Raw genomic sequence first — 22,664 nt, 5'->3', positions numbered from 1 at the left:
ATAGTCCAAAATGAATTTGAAAACTTACAATTTTAAAAATTAATCTATAATGGCCTCATATATTAAGGCTTGAATATTAGTTCTAATATCTTCTCTTAGCAATAGGTTTTTTCCAGCTTCTGGATAGGTTCTATTTGCTAAAAATACATATACAAGTTCTTCTTCAGGATCTGCCCAAGCATACGTTCCTGTAAAGCCTGAGTGTCCAAAACTGGTCATAGATAAACAGCCACAGGTTGGACCTTCTTCACCTAACTGAGGTTTATCGAACCCAACTCCTCGCCTGTTATTGTTACCACAATAGTAACAGTAGTTAAATTTATCTATGGTTTCACTTTTTAGATAGCGTTTGCCACCATAAAATCCTTTTTGCAGGTACATCTGCATTATTTTGGCGACATCATTAGCATTACTAAAAATACCTGCATGTCCACCAATACCATCTTGCATAGCAGCTCCCATATCGTGCACATAACCATGCACTTTTTTGTATCTATAGTAATTGTCTATTTCTGTAGGTACAATATCTTTTAAGCTGAATTTTTTTCGTGGATTATATGTGGTATAGTTGGCTCCTAAAGATTTATAAAAACGATCTTCTGTAATTTCACTTAATGGTTTTGCATAAAAATCTTCGAGATAATCTTTAAGAATATAATAAGGCAAATCGCTATAACGGTATCTTAAGCTTGGTAACAAATCACTATCACGAATTACTTTTTGAATAGAATCTTTGTAGTCATCGCGCATAAAGAGCGTATTAGTCACTTCTACTGTAAAGCCTTCCGTTCGTGATTTTCTATAATATTTAGGGTCTGGCTTCTTAGTTACAGAATCTAATGTAGCATAGTAAAATGGTACCCAAGGTTTGAGCCTCGCATAATGGGATAACATTCTTTTAAGTGTTACATTTTTTTTATTTGTGTTTCTATACTCTGGAATTAATTCACCTAATTTATCATCTAAAGAAATAGAACCTTGCTCTTCTAATTCCATTAAAACCGGAAGTGTTGCTAATATTTTTGTCAACGACGCCACATCGTAAACATCGTCAAAACCAACCTTTTGCTTTTTCTCATAGGTATGATACCCAAAATTCTTATTGTAAACTACTTTTCCTCTACGCGCTACTAATAGTTGAATTCCTGGTGTCATCTTACCATTTATTGCATAGTTTGCTACAGAATCTATTCGACTTAAAAGTTCAGAATCCATACCAACACGTTCTGGCAAACCATAACTTAAGCTCAATATAGAATTTAATGTTTCTCCTGTTCCGACTGGAAAGTTTGGACCTGCGCTAACAGGTAATTTACCTTTTGCAGGAATAGATCCAAAAATAAGTTGTGCTGATTTTTCTTGAGCTATTTTACTGTTTTGATAACTCATTACAATCCCATCAATGTTTTCAACCGATAACAAATCGTTTAAGGCATAAGGTCTTGCAAAAACATCTAAAATAACGGTATTGGTTCTGGCAATTTCATACAACCACGCCATTTCCTTTTGTGAAAATTTAAAACTCTTCCAAGGATTTGCATTCGATTTATGAAAACCAACAACAACCGTATTATAATTTTGAAGTTTTGAAATTATACCATCGAGTTTATCTGCTTTAATCTCGTGGACTTTAGTATATTTTTTTAATTCATCTAAAAACGGCGACCCATCGTCATCTCCCAATGACACATACGCAATTTTCTTCGTTTCTAAATCTTGAAGTGGTAATAATGAGTTGGTATTTTTAACTACGGTAATAGCGTTTTCCATGAGTTCTCCATAGAGCAAATCGTCTTTAAGTCTATTTAAATCTTTTTCTAAATCATAAATTCCGATTGGCGAATAATTATTAAGACCAACCTTGTATTTAGCCATCAATATTTTCTTAACAGAGTGCGCTAAACGTTCTTCAGTGATTGTGCCGTTAGTGTAGGCTTCAACAAATTTAGCAATTCCTTTTTTGGGATCTTCTGACATAAGCATCACATCATTACCTGCTAAAAATGCCATTAAATCAATTTCCCCACCTTTTATTAAACTCTTAGTCGTTGTACCATCTACACCTTTTTCAACATAATCTGCTGCACCTTTCATGGTTAAGGCATCTGTAAAAATTAAGCCATTAAATCCTAAACTATCTTTCAAAATATCTGTAACAATACGTTTAGATAATGACGATGGAAAATCTCTTCGAGGTTCTAAACTTGGCACGTTTAAATGTGCCACCATGACACTTGCTAATCCTTCTTTAATAAGTTTTCTATAAGGGTAAATTTCAATGGAATCGATGCGTTTAGCACTAAAATTAATCGTTGGTAATTTTAAATGTGAATCGTCTTCCGTATCACCATGACCAGGAAAATGCTTGGCATTGGCTAAGGTTCCTGCGCTTTGCATACCTTTCATAAAGGCTAACCCTTTGTCCGTAACATTATCTCTGTCTTCACCAAAAGAACGGTTACCAATAATTGGGTTTTTAGGATTTGTGTTTATATCTACTGCAGGTGCAAAATTAAAATGCACACCTAAACGCCTACAGTGTTCTCCAATTTGTCTTCCGGCTTGTTCAACCAATTTATCATCCGTAATTGCACCAAGTGTCATATTCCATGGAAACGCATATGTTGAGTCTAAACGCATGCTTAAACCCCATTCTGCATCCATTCCTATTAACAATGGTATTTTAGATGCTGCTTGTAATTCGTTATTTAATTTTGCTTGGCGCACTGGCCCTCCTTTAGAATAAATTAAACCACCAATATGCTGATGGTTAATGAGGTTTGCTATACCTACTTCATGTGCTTTTCCTTTATCTGAAAATACCTGAACCATGAAAAGTTGCCCAATTTTTTCTTCAAGAGACATTGACGTATATAAACTATCTACCCATCGCTGTTGCAGAATTGGATCTTTAGATTGAAGTGGATTACTAGAAAGGTCTTGCCCAAAATTAAATTGAAAACAAGTACATATAAGAATAAGGGCAAGGTAACGCATTAGCAAACTTTTTTCGTTTATAGGTTGAACACATTAATCGTAACGAATATTGTGCCAAATTAGCATATTTAAGAGTAAGTAAAAAGACTTTAAGATAGATTTATATACTAGATATATGACTATTTTTAAGATTAAGATACCAAATCTATCTGGCGATCATGATAGCCTAATAAATACAATACACCATCTAATCCAATACTAGAGATAGAACTTTGTGCATTGTCTTTAACTTTAGGTTTAGCATGAAACGCAATACCTAAACCAGCGAGATTAAGCATTTGTAGATCATTTGCTCCATCACCAACGGCAATGGTTTGACTGATATCTATGTTCATATCATCTGCAAGTAACTGAAGATATTCTGCTTTTTTATTTCCGTCTACTATATCACCAAGATAACCACCTGTTAGTGCACCATCTTTAATTTCTAATTGATTAGCAAAGACAAAATCTATATCGAGTTTTTTCTGAAGATAATGCCCAAAATAAGTAAATCCACCAGATAGAATAGCCGTTTTAAAGCCGTAATAATGCAAGGTGTCTATTAATCGTTTTGCACCTTTTGTAATTGGAAGACGTTCTGCCACCTCTTGTAAAACCGACTCTTTTAAGCCTTCTAAGAGTTTCATTCGTCGTTTAAAGCTTTCATTAAAATCTATTTCACCTTGCATAGCAGATTCTGTAATAGCTCTCACCTCGTCCCCTACTCCAGCCAAATCAGCCAACTCATCAATTACTTCGGTTTGAATTAAGGTTGAATCCATATCAAAACAAACCAAACGTCTATTACGTCTAAAAATATTATCTTCTTGAAAAGCGATATCTGCATCTAACTCGCGCGATATCTCCATGAATTTCTTAGTAAAATCGGTCTTATCACCAATTTTTCCTCTAATTGACAATTGAATTGAAGCTCTTGGGTATTCTTCTTTTTTAACCAGTGATAATCGACCTGTTAATCGCTTAATTGAATCGATATTTAAGTTCTTGTCAGAAATAATTTTAGTGACTTCAGAAATTTGTTCAGCCGCTAATTTTTCACCTAAAATGGTAATAATATAGCGATCTTTACCTTGTTGGTTAACCCAATTTTCATAATCCTCGAGTGAAATGGGTTTAAATTTAGCTTTGATACCAAGTTCATAAGCTTTAAACAATAAATCTTTAAGAACTGCTGAAGATTTTTTACCTTTTTTAATTTCAAACATGATACCTAAGGATAAGGTATCGTGAATATTAGCTTGACCAATGTCTAATACTTTTGCGTCATATTCTGCTAAAACGCTAGTAAGTGATGATGTTAATCCTGGTTTATCTTGTCCTGAAATGTTTAATAAAAAAATGTCTGTTGCCACTGTAATACGTTTGTTGTTAAATTGGTCTTGGTTGTAAAAGTGACCAATCTAGTTGAACTATGAAAGTTTTTTGTGAAGAGTTATTTAATAAATCGATTATGCCAGCTTTCACTCGCAGGTACTTCCCAATTTTCATTGAATTCGGCAATATTGGTCACCAAATTATTAAACACAATTGTGTTTTTAGAAACGGCTCTTTGTTGTGCCATTTTCTTAAAATCAGTCAATGGTTTGTACGCAATAAATTCACCTTGCTTATACGATACATTCATTTTATCCATTAAATCAACATTGTATTGTTGTTCTAATTGCTGAATAAATGCCACAGAAGAATCTATTGAACAACCTGTTGCACTATTCAAACTTTGATCCATTGCAATAACAATAAAGCGTTTATAAACAAGCTTGTAACCCGCTTTTAAGTCTTTTCCATGTGCTGTCCACGCTTCAATAAACGTGTCTAACTGTGTTTTAAGTTGCTCTAATTCGTCGTCTGAAAACGAACGGTTAGCTTGGTAAATCCAAACTCTTGAGTCTTCTGGCAACGTGTTAAAATCTACTAGCATAATTCTATTATTTTATTCTATTCGTATGTAATGTAAAGACAAAAGACCGCTTTGCTTTTAGAACTTAGAATAAAGACTAAATTCTAACTAACTGACAAAAGTTATCTTTCTAAGAAACTTGGTGTTTCGCTTTAATCATAAATGCGAAGCAAAAGTACAATATTACATCCAATCTCTGTCTTGAGATTCGACCTTATATAGCAAGAAATTATAAATTGATATGGCTTCAGATTTTTGCACATAAGGAATCGTCACAGATTTTGAAGCTGTGGATATAACAACTGATGCAATAGCCTTAGGTCTTTGAAAAATTGTTTGTTTTAGCTTAACACTTTGAATCTTATGGATTTCTAGAATATTGGTTGTGGTATCAATGACTCCACTGCCTATGGTTACAAAGTCTTCTGAAATTATGTAATAGGCTTTTTTATATGCAATATAGACATACAAAACCGCTAAGGGTAGAAAAACAGTATTAATCCACAACATTTCCATACCGAAGATCGCCCATGCCAAAGCATTAATTATGACACCAAAAATGAACATTTCTAATGCCGAAATTCGCATAAAATAAGGTCTTGGTTTCGCGACATTGCTTTTGTCTTCTACGTAATTAGACAAGAGTTTGTCTACCAAATAATTGAGCTGTGCTTTTTCTAAGGCTACAATATTGAAGTTTTTTTGCTGCTTAACATTCACCATAGCTTGTTTTACAGCTAAGGTGTGCAATCCAAAATACTGTTTAAGTCGATTAGTGGTTATTACCAAATTCTGAATACGACTTGGTGTTAAACTCAAGGACACTTTGTTAAAAAGGCCTTTATTAATTTCTATTGTTTTTTGATGCTCAACAACTTCGAGATTAAAATTGATAATAAAAGTTTTTACTACCGAAAACAAAAATGAAACCAACACCACGCCAATAACTATAATGACATTAGTAATTATTAAATTGAGAATTGCGGTTTCGTCTAATTCAACTAAACCTTCAATGTGATTTTCTAACTCTAATTCTACTAAAAAGTCTTTAAATTCACTATATAGACCAAAAGCAAAACCAAATATTAAAAGGAAACTTTTAAAGTGGTTTTGAGACAACCCTTCTAATAACAAGCGTTTTGGTGTCACTTTAAAAAAGACTTCTGGTTCATTAACCTGTTCCGCATCTTCTATCGCTTCGGTATCAATCTGTGCTTTTTTGAACAGTTTCTTTTTTAATAATAACGCGGTTGGTTTGTCTAATGCGCTTATTTCAATTTCAGATTTTTTATCACCTGCCGTTTCAATTTTAACGGAAACTACATCTATAATTTGTTGTAGAAAATTTTGCTTGATGTAAACATTCTGGATTTTAGACTTCGGGATTATGGTATTATCCTTATTAATGATTCCGGTTGCTAAATGAAAATCGTCTTTACTGATATGGAATTTAAAATTGAGATATTTTAAAATGGCAATGATGAGAATAATTATTAATACTCCAATTAAAGCCAGTATCACCATTGTTGGCGTTATATTTCCTATAGATTTATTTCTAAATACAGAAACACCAAATGCGATAAAAAGCACAAAGAACTTTTTAACAAACTTGACTAAATTGAATGCAAAAATTACAAGAATGCCTTTAGTCGATTGCCTTATGGGTTGTGAGAAATCATTTGTTTCCATCAACCTGAGAACTTATAAAATCGTTGATACTTTTTGCTTCAAGATGTTGAAGTCCCCTTATACTTAAGTCACTTCCGGCTTCACCAGCTGTAAATATTTTGAGCGTAGATAAACCAAAATGTCGTGCCAACCAGCTTCGAGACTCTTCAACATGCTGAATTCTAGAAATTGGTACGGTTACAACAGAATGGACAATTAAACCTTTCGCATAAATAACGTCATAGCCACGAACAGCATACTTACGTTTTTTGAACGCTAATATAGACATGATAAAGCTGAAAATACAAAGTCCTAAAACTCCAAAAAACAGATACCAAAAATTATTTTGAAAAGGCGCTTCTTTAATGAGGTACTTTAATCCAAACAAAGCACCTAAAATTAGACTGTAAAATGCCAATCCATTTAATGCTATGATTTTTAAATACGATTTTGAAATCGGTTTTAACACCACATCTTCGACATTGGGTAAGTCTTCTGTTTGTATTTGAGGGTTAGTGAATGTCATTTTTTATAATGAATTGTTTTAATTAATATCGTAGAAACAATCTCATCTACTGACTTTATACCTAAAAGCATAACTCATAACAAGTCCGAAGAAGAGACTATTAAATATAAATTTTACTAAAGAAAATGAATCCTCGGTAACATAATCGTAACCAGCCATAAGTGAGGCATATAATAAGCCTATTGCAATACCCGAAATAATCCTCTTTTTTAATGGTAATTTTTCGATATTATTTCCCATAACCATGGTTTTATGCATCAGCAATTAACTCTGCGATATCTAAAACTTTAATAGCAGTTTCCTTTTCTTTAAACTTTACACCATCTGTCATCATAGTGTTGCAGTATGGACAGCCTGTAGCAATGATTTCGGGTTGAGTTTCTATGGCGTCTTCAGTTCTAAGAACATTGATTTCTTTGTTTCCAGGTTCTGCATCTTTAAACATTTGCGCTCCTCCTGCTCCACAACACAAGGCAGTTCCTTTGTGTCGTTTCATTTCAACAAGTGTTGCGTTTGTTTTTTTAAGCACATCTCTTGGTGCTTCGTAAACACCATTTCCTCTACCTAAATAACAAGGATCATGAAAGGTAATGCGTTTGCCTTTGTATGTATTTCCTTCTAAGCTTAAACGACCAGAACTCATCAGTTCTTTTATATATTGTGTGTGATGAATAACATCGTAATTACCACCTAAACTTGGATATTCGTTTTTAATACAATTAAAAGAATGTGGATCGCAAGTGACAATACGTTTTATTTCGTAAGCGTTAAGCACTTCAATATTCATAACGGCTTGCATTTGAAATAAGAATTCATTGCCTGCGCGTTTGGCGACATCACCTGTATTACTTTCTTCGGTTCCTAAAACGGCAAAATTGACATTTGCTTTATTAAGAATCTTTACAAAAGCTTTGGTAATTTTCTTTGCTCTATCGTCATAACTACCAGCAGAACCAACCCAAAATAAAATTTCTGGTTGTTTGCCTTCTGCCATCATCTCTGCCATGGTTGGCACTATTAGTTGCTCGCTCATACTTTTAGTTTAAAATTCAAAGTTAGTTTCAAAATAGGTTTCGACTGGTCTCTACCTGATATTAAGAATAAACCAACTGACTTTATTTTATTCGTCTTTCCAATTTAAACGGTCCATTTGGTTGTAAGGCCAAGGTGCTCCGTTGTTTTCTATATTGGTCATCATATTATTTAGTTCCATTGGCGCTGCACTTTGCTCCATAACCAAATAACGACGCATTTCTACAATAATTGATAAAGGGTCTATACTCACAGGACAAGCTTCTACACAAGCATTACAAGTGGTACAAGCCCAAAGTTCTTCGTTGGTTATATAATCTCCTAAAAGCTGTTTACCATCATCTTTAAATTCGCCATTATTGGCATCGATGTTTTTTCCAACCTCTTCTAAACGGTCTCTCGTATCCATCATAATCTTACGAGGTGATAATTTTTTTCCGGTAAGGTTTGCAGGACACTCGCTTGTACAACGACCACATTCTGTACACGAATAGGCGTTGAGAAGTTGTATTTGAGTCAAATCCATAACGTCACTTGCTCCAAATTTTGCTGGCACTTCATCTTCTGCTGCTTCAGGAGGTGCTGCGTAAGGATCAGCATCTGGATCCATCATTAATTTTACTTCAGCAGTAACGGCTTCAAGATTATTGAATTTTCCTTTTGGTTCCACTTTTCCAAAATACACATTAGGAAATGCTAATAAAATATGTAAATGCTTAGAAAAGTATAAATAATTTAAGAACGCAAGTATACCAACGATGTGTAGCCACCAAGCTGATCTTTCAATTATAGTTAGTGTTCCTTCTGATAAACCTTCGAACCAAGGTGCTATAAATTGTGATATTATATTACCTGAATTTGCTTCTTGAAATACCATGTCAGTAGCATTCATGATTAAGAATAAACACATTAATACAACTTCGAAATACAGAATAATATTACCATCACTTTTTGGCCAGCCTTTCATTTCTGAACTTAAGAAACGTTTAATTTTAATCACATTTCTACGCAACCAAAATACAGTTACGGCAACTAAAACTAAAACGGCTAAAATCTCAAAGGACCCAATTAGGAAACCATATAAACTTTCTGGTAATACTTGTTGACCAATACGATGTGTTCCAAAAAGACCATCGATTATAATCTCTAAAACTTCAATATTGATGATTATAAATCCAACATAAACAATGACATGTAGAAAACCAGAAACTGGTCGTTTTACCATTTTACTTTGACCTAAAGCAATGTAAGCCATGTTTTTCCAACGTTGCGACGTATTATCACTTGCATCAACTTTATGTCCTAATTTTATATTTCGAATAAGCTTTTTAACGTTTCTTGTAAAATAGCCTATGCCTAATATTAGGATAACTGCAAAAATGATATTCGGTAAGTATTCCATGATTGATGGATCTAGTTATTGTTTATTTGCTCTTGTGTTGGTTCCTCGTAAGGAATCTCTCTTTTAGACAAAATACGTCTGTATCTCGCAGGATGAAGTTTGATATCTAAAAGTAATAATTGAAGTTCTTTTGATGCATTTTCTAAATTATCATAAAGTGCATCATCGTTTAATAATTTACCCATAGAACCTTCCCCTGCAGCCAGGCCTGTGACTACTTGGTTAAGTTTTAAAACCATGTCGTCTAAATTCTTTACCGTATTAGACAATTTTGCATCGTTTAAATCTTTTATTAAAATGGCTAATTCGGCACTTGTTTTATCAAAATTTTCTAAGACAGAAGAAATCTTTTCATCGTTGTCACTAATGAGTGTATTGGCTTTAAAAGCCACATTTTTAAAGGACTTTAAAGTGGCGTTTAATTCGGCAATAGTTTGCTTTAGGCCATCATCTGACTCATCTATAACCATTGCGTTTAAGTTGGTTATTAAGGTATCTGAAGACCGTAGCGTTGTTCCTAAATCTTCACTAATACCAGAAAAATTCTTTTCTAATGCTGAAATCATGCCTGGTTTAACTTCAGATGAAATAAAATCTCCAGATTGCGCAATTTCGCCATCATTGGCTTCAACAATAGACAACGCATTGCCTCCCATTAAACCATCTTGGTATAAGCGAATAGTACTATTTTTTGAGAATTTTAATTGCGGAGTTACCGTAAATGCAACTCGTGTTTTACCAGAATCGAAATCGTAATTTATGTCTTCAATCTCACCAACCTTATTTCCTTTTATAGTTACAGGAGATGACATTTTTAAGGCATTATAATCAAATTCTGTATAATAAGTATTTGAATTATCGAACAGGTCTTCACCTTTAAGGTATGTGAATAGGTATATACAAAAGGTGATACCAGCTAAGACTAATACCGCTGTTTTTACTTCTCTTGAAATTTTCAATGGGCTTCAATTTAGTTTCCTAACAAAATTAGGAATAAATATACTAATAATGATTCTAATCTGTTGTAGATTTTAATGCTTCGGAAACATCAATTTTTTTATCACCTTTAATCGCAATGATAAATGCACCTGAATAACCTGCTAATTTAGCTTCATTTTGTAGTTCCCTTACCTTGTTGTAATCGGACGTTTCTCCACTGTAATATTTATAAATAGTCCCAACTTTTTCTCTAGAAATACCTGACAGACCTTTAAAATTATAAGATTTGGGTTCCAAAGCTCTAGAACTTGCAGCAATTTGAACTTTAAATGTTACACCTTCTATAATTTTAGGTGATTCTTCTGTTTCTACCATAGATTCTGCATCTACTTGAAGAATATGACTCCCAACATTTTGATCGAGTTCTACTTTAAAATCTAGAATTGCTTTTTTTATTGAACTTGCCATTTTTGATTGTCCGGCTTTTGAATTTAGATATTTACCTTCTTGGTTATTGGTTAAAAATCCTACTTCAACCAAAACACTTGGCATATAAGTATTTCTGATAACAAGTAAACTAGCTTGCTTTAAACCTCTACTTTTTCGTTTGGCCTTGTTAATAAAATTATCTTCAATTTTACGAGCTAAAACAACACTTTGCTCTACATAAACCTCCTGTTCAATACCAATAGCAATAGAGGATTCTGGTGAACTAGGGTCAAACCCAGCATAATTTTCTTCATAATTATCCTCTAGAAAAATCACTTCATTTTCTTTCTTGGCAACATCAAAATTACGTCCCGTATTTTTTTCACCTAACACAAAGGTCTCAGTGCCACTAGCCTGTGAGCTGTGTGCATTACAGTGAATAGATACAAACAAGTCGGCATCCGCTCTATTGGCAATATTAGCACGCTCATGCAGCGCCACAAAAACATCAGTTTTACGTGTGTAAATGACCTTTATATCTGGGTTTTTCTCTAATTCACGTCCTACCTCTAAGGTGATTTCAAGCGCAATGTGTTTTTCCTTATGACCATTACCTGTGTTTCCAGGATCATTGCCGCCATGTCCTGCATCTAAAACCACGACAAACTTTTCTTCCTGTGCATTTAACACATTGAAAGATGTTAAAGTAGTTATAAATAAAAAGGTTAAAAATACTATTGTAGGTTTTAGTGTCGTTTGCATATTTAATTTAATGGTTTATCAACTCGATTTATTACTTAGCGCTATATTGTAAACCAGTATTTTTTAATTTCTAATTATTATAAATTAAACACAAAAAAATAGCTGTACTTTTGGCGTTTCAAAAACCGAGCCATACTTTTACAAAAATACATTTAAAAGCATTGCATACAAAAAGCTTACACATACTTTTTACCTTGAGTTTTACAGTGTTTATCAACACTTTTAGCTTCGCTCAAGAATTACCTAAAAAGAACGGAACGATTCCAATTGAGCAACGCAAAGATTCTGCTCATATTGCTGTAGATTCCATTATTAAGCCTCCATTAAACACAAAAGAGATTGACTCTACACAACAGGACTCTGTAAAACAAAAAGGCTTATTAGAAGGTACTGTAAAGTATAAAGCTAAAGATTATGTTTCCTTGAGTCAAAAAATGAAAACCATACGTTTATATAACGAAGCTGAAGTGTTATACCAAGACATGGAAATTAAGGCTGGCGTTATTGTCATTGATTATAGTAAAAACTTAGTTTATGCTGGCCGTTTAAAAGATTCTACAGGTTACACGCAGCGCCCTGTTTTTACGCAAGGTGAAAATGTTATTGAACCAGATTCTATTATTTTTAATACTGAAACTAAAAAAGCACTCGTTTTTAATTCTAGAACAGAGCAACAAGGTTTTAAAGTGTATTCGCCAATCACTAAAAAAGAAAATGATTCCGTTTACTTTATGAAAAAAGGTCGATTTACAACGGCTGAAGATGAAGAAGATCCCGAATACCAATTCGTAACAAGTAAAATGAAATTGGTTCCTAATAAAAAAGTAATTGTTGGTCCAACCTATATGGAAATTTATGGTGTTCCTACTCCTATCGCATTGCCTTTTGCGTTTTTTCCTATGACACAAAAGCAAACCTCTGGTATTATTTTCCCATCTTTTGGTGAGGATAGTAATAGAGGTTATAATTTACAAAATGGTGGCTATTATTTTGCCATTAGCGATTATTTAGATTTAGCAGTTTTAGGTGACTATTACACCAACGGTAGTTATGGTTTGCGAATAGAAAACAATTATGCAAAACGTTATAAGTTTAGAGGTAATTTAAGCTTTAGATATGAAAATTTACTAAATAGCGAACGCGGATTTCCAGATTTTAGTCAAAGTACTATATATAACCTGAGGTGGTCACACAATCAAGACGCTAAGGCGAATCCTAATTCTCGGTTTTCAGCATCGGTTAATTTAGGTAGTAGCTCATATTACCAAGAGTCTATTAACCAATTGAACCAGTCTAATTTTTTAAATAACACCTTAGCATCGTCGGTTTCCTATTCAAAAACGTTTGCAGGCGAACCGCAAGTCAACTTAAGTTTAACAGCAACACATAGACAAAATACCAATACAGGTGATATTGATTTAACCTTACCTACAATGCAAGCGTCGATAGGTAGAATTTATCCTTTTGCGCCTAAAACAGGAACTAAAAAAGGTGCTATTCATAATATAAATTTTCAGGTCTCCTCTAGAGGAGAATACAGCATAAAAACTAACGATTCTATATTTGGTAAAGCTGAAATGTTTGATGATGCTATAACCGGAATGCGACACAGCATACCTGTAACAACCAACTTTAAGGTTTTCGATTATTTTAGTGTTAGTGCTAATGCCAATTTTGAAGAAACTTGGACACTTAATACCGTTAAAAAATTCTACGACCAATCTTTAGAAGAGGTCGTTTCTGTAGATCAAAGTGGTTTTGATCGTTTTTTAACCTATAATGTTGGAGCAAGTGTAGGAACTACCATATACGGAATGTATAATTTTGAAGAAGAAGGCGAGGATAAAAAAATAAAAGCGATACGCCATGTAATGCGACCGTCTATTAGCTATTCTATTAGTCCTGCTTTTGATCAGTATTATGAAACTTATGACGTCATTGATGCCGATGGAACCACTTCCGATCAGGTGGAATATACACGATTTGAGAACTCTCTCTTTGGAAGACCTGGTAATCGTTATTCTAGTAGTGTTGGTATATCGTTAGGAAATAATCTTGAAGCTAAAATTAGAGCTAAAGACTCCACAAAAGCAGAGCCAGAAAAAATATTTATATTAAACAATCTCAATTTTTCTACGTCGTATGATATTGCTGCCGATTCATTACATTGGAGTCCTGTTCGTATGAGCGGTGGTACTCAAATTTTAAATAAAAAAATGAGTATTAACTTTGGTATGACCCTAAACCCCTACGCATTAGATAGCAATAATAATGTTATTAATACCTTTAATGTTAATAATGGAGGAAGTCTATTTAGGCTTACATCTGCCAACGTAAATATGAGTTACACATTATCTAACGATAGTTTTTCTGGTGGCGCATCTGAAGAAAAAAATGCATCTGCACAAGAATCTGCGCGATCCGGAGGACGAACAGACGACTTATTTGGTCGCTCAGAAGATTATGCAGACAAACGGTTATCTGATGGAGATAACGATAAGGAAAACGAAGAAAACAACGACTTTTATAACTACAAAATGCCCTGGAGCTTAAGACTGGCATATTCTGCAAATTATACAAATACACGTCGTGAAGATGAAATTTCGTCACATTCATTAATGTTTTCAGGAGATGTTGATATATCACCTAAATGGAGTCTAGGTGCATCTTCTGGGTACGATTTTCTTAATCAAGGTTTTACCTATACGCAATTACGTTTTGAGCGTGACTTATTAAGTTGGCGTATGAATTTCTCATGGATACCATTTAGTAATCGTAGCTCGTGGAATTTCTTTATTGGTATAAAATCGAATCTACTTAAAGACCTAAAATACGATAAACGTAAACAACCAGATCAACGATTGGGTAACTAAAGGGCTTTTGTTAGTGTAGCTTATTTTTCAAAACAATTTAGACACCAGAATAGTACTCCTGAATATTTTTATTATTTCTGCATTCTGAAATAAGCTGAGCTGAACATTCTTTTCCTGTTTGTTAATAATAGCATCATACTGAACTTGTTGAAGTGAAAATGTATTACTAAATTTGTGTTACACACAAACTTAAAAAGAGACATAGTTTTCTCCATTAATAAAAGCATGAAAAAAATTATAAACACCACCAATGCACCTGCTCCTATAGGACCATATAATCAAGCTATCTTATCAGGAAATACCTTATATACATCAGGCCAAATAGCCTTAAACCCTAAAACAATGGAATTGGTTATTGATGATATAAAGTCGGAAACCAAACAGGTTATGGAAAATATGAAAGCCGTTTTAGAAGCGGCGGACATGACATTTGAAAACGTTATTAAGTCCTCTATATTTATTAGCGACATGAATAACTTTAAGCAAATCAATGAAGTTTACGGTAAGTATTTTGACGAAGCTTCTGCACCTGCAAGAGAAACTGTTGAGGTGGCAAATTTACCTAAGTTTGTAAATGTTGAAATTAGTATGATCGCAATAAAATAGCTATATAACTATTTAAACTTCAGCTAATGTAAGTGCTTATCTTCAAATTATTGTATTTTTCAACTCGAAATACCTTTAAGTTATAAGCATAATTGTTTTAACCGTAAATAATATTAACTTAAATCTTAAAACCTAACCAAATTGATTGAAGTCCTTAAAAATAAAGATGAATGGAGAACACTTGTCTCTCAGGTAGAGCATGCCGATTTTTATCATACGTATGACTACCATCAACTTTCAAAAAAAATAGATGAAGAGCCAATTCTCTTAGCATATAAGGATGGTAATACTACTGTTGCTATACCTTTCCTTCTCAGAAAAATAAAAAACTCTAGCTATAAAGATGTTACATCTGTTTATGGATATGCAGGACCACTAACTATTAATTTAGATGAGCAGTTTGACTTCATAAAATTTCATAAATCACTCAATTCCTTTTTTAAGGACAATAAAATTATTGCCGTCTTTTCTAGACTGCATCCTTTTATAGATGAAAAAGAATCTGTTTTAGAAGGATTAGGACATATGGAGTCCCTTGGTAAAGTGGTTTATATAGATTTGAATAAACCCTTAAAAGACCAAAGAGCATCATATAATAGAAGACTAAAAACATATTTAAATAAATCACGCAAACTTTGTACTGTAATTGAAGGCAATGTAAATGAGCATCTTGAATCCTTTATTCAATTGTATACAGAAAACATGAAACGCATAGACGCGGACGACAGTTACTTTTTTAGTACAGATTATTTTCATCAACTTTTAACGAGTGACGATATTGACGCTAAGTTATTACTCTGTAGACTCAACGAAACCCAAGAGGATATAGCAGGTGCTATTTTTATAAAAACAGGAGACATCGTTCAATATCATTTATCAGGTCTAAACGAAGATTATTTTGAACTCAACCCTATTAAGTTAATTATCGACGAAAAGCGAATTCAATCTACCTTGGACGGTTTTAGATATTTAAATCTTGGTGGTGGAAGAGGAAGTAAAGAAGATTCTTTGTTCAGGTTTAAGCGTGGATTTTCTAAAGATTTTAAATCCTTTAAAATCTGGAAACATATTGTTGATGAAGAGAACTATATCGCACTGACAGAAAATCATTTAGGAAAATCAATAGATCATGAGAATTTGAATGCAGGATATTTCCCGGCTTATCGCGCTCCTATAACATCCAATTGTATCTCTTAAGACGGAGCTTTAGTATTGAATTACATAATCAATATCATAAATTTGCAGTCTAAAGACCATTACTATTGAAATTCAAAACATCAGAACTTAAAGATTTTTTAAACGAAAAAGTCAATCTCTACAACACCCCAAAATTTATTGAGAGCGACCCAATTCAAATCCCACATCAATTTTCTAAAAAAGAAGATATTGAAATTGCGGCTTTTTTAACTGCGACTATTGCATGGGGAAACAGAAAAAGCATTATAAAAAATGCCAATCGAATGGTTGAGTTGTTGGACTACTCCCCTTTTGAGTTTATTATGCAACACCAAGAATCTGATTTAGAAAAGTTGAGTCCTTTTGTACATCGCACATTTAATGGTGATGATTTTATGCAGTTTATAAAAAGCCTACAACACATCTATAAAAATCATAATGGTTTAGAACCTGTATTTTTAAAACATGCCGAAAAAGATTCTCTCCAAAATAGCATTCATCAGTTTAAAAGCATATTTTTTGATATTCCGCATTTAGCTCGGACACAAAAACATGTGAGCGATCCTCTTAAAAATTCGGCAGCGAAGCGCATTAATATGTATCTACGCTGGATGGTCCGTAATGACAACAATGGTGTCGATTTTGGAATCTGGAAATCACTATCTCCATCGCAATTAAGCTGTCCATTGGATGTACATTCAGGTAATGTGGCTAGAAAATTAGGTTTACTTAAACGCAAGCAAAATGATGGAAAAGCTTTAGCCGAATTAGATAAAGCCTTAAGAAAACTAGACGCAAAAGATCCCGTAAAATACGACTTTGCTTTATTTGGATTGGGTGTTTTTGAAGGTTTCTAAGTTTATATGACACCTCGTGTTTTCAAGAATATTTAAATACAGAATTCTTTTGACATTAGTTAATATGTAACACAGTTAGGATGTTCAACATTAATCTACGCTAACACTTCTACTATAAACAATTGTTAATAAAACATCATAAGACACGTACAAATGTAAACGTCCTTTTTTTTAATAACTTGTATTTTTGAGTGTAACCAAATTTTCTCCAAACATGTATATTGAAAACGATATTAAATTAGGCTTTAAAGATGTCATGATTCGCCCAAAACGCTCTACACTAAAAAGCAGATCCCAAGTGACATTAGAACGTAATTTTACATTTTTAAATAGCACAGCAACTTGGAATGGCATTCCTATAATGGCTGCCAATATGGATACGGTTGGGACTTTTGAAATGGCCTTAGTATTAGCTAAACAAAAACTATTTACTGCGATACATAAGCATTATACAACAGCTCAATGGGACAGCTTTTTAAATTCAGCTCCTAAAGACATTATAAACTATATCGCAATTAGCACAGGAACTGGCAAGGAGGATTCAGATAAACTTAAAACGGTTTTTAAAAGTCATCCTGAATTAAAATTCATTTGTATTGATGTTGCTAATGGGTATTCAGAACATTTTGTAGACTTTTTACAGCAAACACGAAATCAATATCCTGATAAGGTTATTATCGCTGGCAATGTTGTAACTGGTGAAATGGTGGAGCAATTACTACTCTCTGGAGCCGACATTGTAAAAGTTGGTATTGGTCCTGGAAGCGTATGTACAACACGTGTAAAAACTGGGGTCGGTTATCCGCAATTATCAGCTATAATAGAATGCGCAGATGCAGCTCATGGCTTAGGAGGACAGATTATTAGCGATGGTGGCTGTTCAACTCCAGGTGACATTGCTAAAGCATTTGGCGCAGGTGCTGACTTTGTTATGCTTGGTGGTATGTTTGCTGGGCATACTGAAAGTGGTGGAGAGCTAATTACTAGAAACGGAGAACAATACAAACAATTTTACGGTATGAGTTCTGCAACTGCAATGGATAAATATGTTGGTGGAGTCGCAGAATACAGAGCTAGTGAAGGTAAAACCGTTGAAGTACCATACAAAGGTGATGTTGCAAATACGCTTCAAGATATTTTAGGAGGGTTACGAAGTACTTGTACTTATGTCGGAGCACAACGTTTAAAAGAGTTAACCAAGCGCACCACGTTTATTCGTGTTGCAGAGCAAGAAAATCAGGTTTATAATGGTTAACGTGTTCTGTCAATAGAATTAATATCCAACAAAATAAATTTTTTATTTAGGGCTATTCAAGAGTTCTAAATTCAGGTTTCATTTTAGTATCTTTAAGCTTTTCAAATAAAAATCCAACTCAAATGAAATATCATTTTACTCTCGTACTTCTACTTTGCTTTACATTCAGCTTCGCTCAAGATTTAAAAATTCCTGTAGATACAGCCTATGTTACTGAACATTCTGTTACCATAAAAGGAAAGCAAATAACGTATGAAGCTGAAACCGGATTCCAGCCCGTTTGGGATTCACAAGGTAAAATGATTGCATCGCTTTACTATACCTATTACAAACGTACAAACGACACAAATAACAGCAACAGACCAATTATTTACTCTTTTAATGGTGGTCCAGGTTCTGCGTCGCTTTGGATGCATATTGCTTATACAGGACCAAAGGTTCTAAATATAGATGACGAAGGTTATCCAACGCAACCTTATGGTGTAAAAGACAATCCAAACTCTATTTTAGATGTTGCCGATATTGTTTTTATAAACCCTGTAAACACAGGCTATTCTAGAAAAGTGGCGGATAAGGATGGCAAAATGCCAGACAACAAATTGTTTTTTGGTATAAATGCAGATATTAAATATCTCGCCAGTTGGATGAATACCTTTACCACAAGACATAATAAATGGCAATCTCCAAAATACATTATTGGAGAAAGTTATGGAGGCACACGTGTAATGGGTCTGTCTTTAGAACTTCAAAACAGTCAATGGATGTATCTTAATGGCGTAATTTTAGTATCTCCTGCAGATTATAAAGTGCTTCGTGTTGGAGGTCCATTATCGTCAAGTTTAAATTTACCTTATTATACAGCTGCAGCATGGTACCACAACATGCTTCCACCAGTGCTTCAAGACAAAGATTTATTAGAGATATTACCAGAAGTAGAGCATTTTGCCATTAACGATTTAATGCCTGCTATTGCTAAAGGTGGATTTATTTCAGATGCCGAAAAGAACGCAATTGCCAAACAGATGAGTTATTATTCTGGTTTGTCTGAAAAGGTGATTTTACAACAAAATTTAAATGTTCCTACACGCTTTTTCTGGAAAGAGCTACTCCGTGATAAAACGGGTGAAACGATTGGACGCTTAGATTCGAGATATATTGGGATAGACAAGGTTGAAACTGGAACGCGTCCAGATTACAGCGCAGAACTCACCTCTTGGTTACATTCATTCACTCCTGCTATTAATTACTATATTCAAAATGAATTAGGCTTTAAAACCGATGTAAAATATAATGTCTTTGGAAATACTGGTCGCTGGGATAATTCAAATGATACTACTAGAGATGATTTACGCCAAGCCATGGCTCAAAACCCTTATTTAAAAGTATTGACACAGTCTGGATATTACGATGGTGCAACTACGTATTTTGCAGCAAAGTATTCGCAATGGCAAGTAGATCCTAGCGGCAAAATGAAAGATCGTTTTTCATTTAAAGGTTACAGAAGTGGACATATGATGTATTTAAGGAATGAAGACCTCATTAAAGCAAATGATGATTTACGCGAATTTATTGCGAATTCATTGTCTAATGGAAAATCGGCTAAATATTAAGAATTATCTCTATTATACTTTAGAAATTTAATATAAAATCTCAAATTACAATAACTAAACTCCAAGGCTTACTCTTACGGGAAATAACTCTTATCAACTAGATAGATTTTAGATGACGATATAATAGTTTAGACATTTGCTATGCCTTTTTCTTTTTTAAACTGAATATTAAAATACTAATTAAGGTACAAAATAAAAATCCTAAAAACAGATAATATTCAAAATGGAAGCTATTAATTGGACAGCTAGGTTTAATGCCATCTGATACATCAAAACTCGAGATCAACGATAATTTTTCAGAAATATAAACCACTCTAAAAATCCAGAATAGAATTCCAAAACCAACTAAAAACAATATTGAATAAATACCTTCTGTTAAAAATGGAAGTCTTTTAATTTTCTGAATAATTAAATAAAGAATAGAGATAAAGCCAATTTAAAGTACAAATATTAATTTTGACATAAATTGATCTGAAACCTTATTACTTATTAAGTCCACATTTTCTGTTTCAACTACATCTAATGAGATTTCTCAAAACGGTTGATATCGTATAACAACTGCTACGAAAGGAATAACAATTACTACAACGTATTTTAATGTATTCATTTTTCAAAATAATAGAAATAAAAAAAGCCTCTCGATATTCGAGAGGCTTTTATAATATAGATTAATGAGATGAGATTATTTCCCGTCCATTTTATCTTTAAGTGCTTGTAAAGCATCATTTGCATCACCTAAAGTTGGTTTAGCTTCTGCCGCTTGAGCTTCCTGTTTTCTAACAGCTTGCTTAACGATTTTTGCTTCTTCTTCTCTAAATACTGCTGTATGAGATGCTACAACACGTTTGAATTCTTTATTAAATTCAATGATCTTGAATTCTGCTTCTTCACCTTTTCCAAGTTTAGAACCATCTTCTTTCTCTAAATGACGTGCTGGTACAAATGCAACGATATCTTCGTTAAAATCAATTGTCGCTCCTTTATCTACCATCTCAGTGATAGCAGCTTTGTGCGTTGTACCTAATGCAAATTCAGTTTCGTATTTGTCCCAAGGGTTTTCCTCAGTTTGTTTATGACCTAAAGATAATTTACGACCTTCAACGTCTAACTCTAATACAACTACGTCTAAAGTATCACCTACGTTACAGAACTCAGATGGATGCTTAATCTTCTTAGTCCAAGATAAATCTGAGATATAAATTAATCCGTCGATACCTTCTTCTAATTCAACAAATACACCAAAGTTTGTAAAGTTACGTACAATACCAGAATGCTTAGAACCTACAGGATACTTCGTAGTGATGTCTGTCCATGGATCTGGTGTTAATTGCTTAATACCAAGAGACATTTTTCTATCTTCTCTATCTAAAGTTAAGATAACTGCATCAATTTCATCACCAACGTTTACGAAATCTTGAGCTGAACGTAAATGCGTTGACCAAGACATTTCACTTACGTGAACTAAGCCTTCTACACCTTCTTCTACTTCAACAAAAGCACCGTAATCAGCGATAACCACTACTTTACCTTTTACTTTATCTCCAACTTTTACGTCTTCACCTAAAGCTTCCCAAGGATGTTTAGATAATTGTTTAAGACCTAATTGGATTCTTGATTTGTTTTCATCAAAATCAAGGATTACAACATTTAATTTCTGATCTAACTCAACAATCTCATTTGGATGGTTGATACGAGACCATGATAAATCTGTAATATGAACTAAACCATCTACACCACCTAAATCGATAAACACACCATAAGACGTAATGTTTTTCACAATACCTTCTAAGACTTGTCCTTTTTCTAGTTGACCAATGATTTCTTTCTTTTGTTCTTCAATATCTGCTTCAATAAGCGCTTTATGAGAAACAACTATGTTTTTGAATTCGTGGTTGATTTTCACAACTTTAAATTCCATAGTTTTATTTACATACTGATCGTAATCTCTAATAGGCTTCACATCGATTTGAGAACCTGGTAAGAAAGCTTCTATACCAAATACATCTACGATCATACCACCTTTAGTTCTACATTTTACAAAACCGTTAACGATTTCGCCAGTATCGTGTGCATTGTTTACACGATCCCATGCTTTGATTACTCTCGCTTTTCTGTGTGATAATACTAATTGACCAGTTGCATCTTCACGCACATCAATTAATACTTCTACTTTGTCACCAACTTTAAGATCTGGGTTGTAACGGAACTCATTAAGAGAAATTACACCTTCAGATTTAGCGTTAATGTCAATAATTGCATCACGATCTGTGATTGTGATAACTGTACCTTCTACTACTTCGTCATCTAAAGTGTCAACGAAATTTTCAGATACTAACTTTTCAAACTCTTCTAATTTAGTGTCCGCAACTTGCTCAATTCCTTCTTCGTAATTGTGCCAATCGAACTCCTTTAAGAATTTTTCTGGATTTGCTTGAGCTTCAGATACTACAGGAGCTTCTACTGTTACTGCGTCAGTTGCTTCAACCTCAGCTTGTTTTGTTTCTTTTTCAGACATGTGCTGAATTAAAATTTGTATTCTGTGTTTTTTAAAAGTTTAGCGAAAAACGTACAGAAGTTATTATTAAATTTGTTTTGTTCCTTTCCTTACTTTCTTAACATCGCTAAAAAGGAG

17 protein-coding genes are annotated in these 22,664 nt (G+C 33.6%); 6 read left to right on the top strand and 11 right to left on the bottom strand.

What is annotated here, in order from left to right; translation table 11 throughout:
- Positions 1-39 precede the first annotated feature (39 nt).
- The 10 genes from K1X16_RS11170 to K1X16_RS11125 form a co-directional block, all read right to left on the bottom strand.
- Entirely contained in the window at positions 40-2,997 is a 2,958-nt protein-coding gene (locus K1X16_RS11170) for a glycoside hydrolase family 3 N-terminal domain-containing protein (RefSeq protein ID WP_225036236.1), read from the bottom strand.
- Positions 2,998-3,128: 131 nt separating this feature from the next.
- Positions 3,129-4,352: a phosphoserine phosphatase SerB gene (gene serB, locus K1X16_RS11165; RefSeq protein WP_195870927.1), complete on the bottom strand. Its 1,224-nt coding sequence runs from the start codon at positions 4,350-4,352 to the stop codon at positions 3,129-3,131.
- 80 nt (positions 4,353-4,432) lie between these two features.
- Positions 4,433-4,918: an ABC transporter ATPase gene (locus K1X16_RS11160; RefSeq protein WP_195870928.1), complete on the bottom strand. Its 486-nt coding sequence runs from the start codon at positions 4,916-4,918 to the stop codon at positions 4,433-4,435.
- Between the two features lie 162 nt (positions 4,919-5,080).
- Entirely contained in the window at positions 5,081-6,586 is a 1,506-nt protein-coding gene (locus K1X16_RS11155) for a PH domain-containing protein (RefSeq protein WP_225036234.1), read from the bottom strand.
- Positions 6,573-7,091, bottom strand: coding sequence for a PH domain-containing protein (locus tag K1X16_RS11150; RefSeq protein WP_225036233.1), 519 nt, complete (start codon positions 7,089-7,091; stop codon positions 6,573-6,575). Before K1X16_RS11150 ends, K1X16_RS11155 begins: the two co-directional genes overlap by 14 nt.
- A 42-nt stretch (positions 7,092-7,133) precedes the next feature.
- Positions 7,134-7,331, bottom strand: a complete 198-nt coding sequence (locus tag K1X16_RS11145; RefSeq protein WP_195870931.1) for a hypothetical protein — start codon at positions 7,329-7,331, stop codon at positions 7,134-7,136.
- 10 nt (positions 7,332-7,341) lie between these two features.
- A complete protein-coding gene (locus tag K1X16_RS11140; protein WP_195870932.1) occupies positions 7,342-8,124 on the bottom strand; it encodes a (Fe-S)-binding protein in 783 nt (260 codons plus the stop codon).
- An 87-nt stretch (positions 8,125-8,211) separates the two neighbouring features.
- A complete protein-coding gene (locus K1X16_RS11135) occupies positions 8,212-9,525 on the bottom strand; it encodes a (Fe-S)-binding protein (RefSeq protein ID WP_225036232.1) in 1,314 nt (437 codons plus the stop codon).
- 11 nt (positions 9,526-9,536) lie between these two features.
- Positions 9,537-10,484, bottom strand: a complete 948-nt coding sequence (locus K1X16_RS11130) for an MlaD family protein (RefSeq protein ID WP_195870934.1) — start codon at positions 10,482-10,484, stop codon at positions 9,537-9,539.
- A 55-nt stretch (positions 10,485-10,539) separates the two neighbouring features.
- Positions 10,540-11,655: an N-acetylmuramoyl-L-alanine amidase gene (locus K1X16_RS11125; protein WP_225036231.1), complete on the bottom strand. Its 1,116-nt coding sequence runs from the start codon at positions 11,653-11,655 to the stop codon at positions 10,540-10,542.
- Between the two features lie 110 nt (positions 11,656-11,765).
- Between K1X16_RS11125 and K1X16_RS11120 the strand changes: the two genes are divergently transcribed.
- From K1X16_RS11120 to K1X16_RS11095, 6 genes are all read left to right on the top strand, one after another.
- Positions 11,766-14,528: a putative LPS assembly protein LptD gene (locus tag K1X16_RS11120; RefSeq protein WP_195870936.1), complete on the top strand. Its 2,763-nt coding sequence runs from the start codon at positions 11,766-11,768 to the stop codon at positions 14,526-14,528.
- Between the two features lie 225 nt (positions 14,529-14,753).
- A complete protein-coding gene (locus K1X16_RS11115) occupies positions 14,754-15,134 on the top strand; it encodes a RidA family protein (RefSeq protein WP_195870937.1) in 381 nt (126 codons plus the stop codon).
- Between the two features lie 141 nt (positions 15,135-15,275).
- The gene (locus K1X16_RS11110; protein ID WP_225036230.1) at positions 15,276-16,331 is read left to right on the top strand and encodes a GNAT family N-acetyltransferase; all 1,056 of its coding nucleotides are present in this window, start codon (positions 15,276-15,278) and stop codon (positions 16,329-16,331) included.
- 65 nt (positions 16,332-16,396) lie between these two features.
- A complete protein-coding gene (locus K1X16_RS11105; protein ID WP_225036229.1) occupies positions 16,397-17,167 on the top strand; it encodes a TIGR02757 family protein in 771 nt (256 codons plus the stop codon).
- Positions 17,168-17,381: 214 nt separating this feature from the next.
- Positions 17,382-18,422, top strand: coding sequence for a GMP reductase (locus K1X16_RS11100; RefSeq protein WP_225036555.1), 1,041 nt, complete (start codon positions 17,382-17,384; stop codon positions 18,420-18,422).
- Between the two features lie 122 nt (positions 18,423-18,544).
- Positions 18,545-20,032: a S10 family peptidase gene (locus K1X16_RS11095; protein WP_225036228.1), complete on the top strand. Its 1,488-nt coding sequence runs from the start codon at positions 18,545-18,547 to the stop codon at positions 20,030-20,032.
- Positions 20,033-20,714: 682 nt separating this feature from the next.
- Here K1X16_RS11095 and rpsA read toward each other — a convergent pair.
- Complete coding sequence (rpsA, locus tag K1X16_RS11090; RefSeq protein WP_225036227.1) at positions 20,715-22,547, bottom strand: 30S ribosomal protein S1; 1,833 nt, start codon at positions 22,545-22,547, stop codon at positions 20,715-20,717.
- Positions 22,548-22,664 lie beyond the last annotated feature (117 nt).

Origin of the sequence: Winogradskyella sp. SM1960 (assembly GCF_020179375.1) — a bacterium.
GTDB classification, from domain to species: Bacteria; Bacteroidota; Bacteroidia; order Flavobacteriales; family Flavobacteriaceae; genus Winogradskyella; species Winogradskyella marina.
This window is presented reverse-complemented; position numbering and strand designations above follow the sequence as displayed.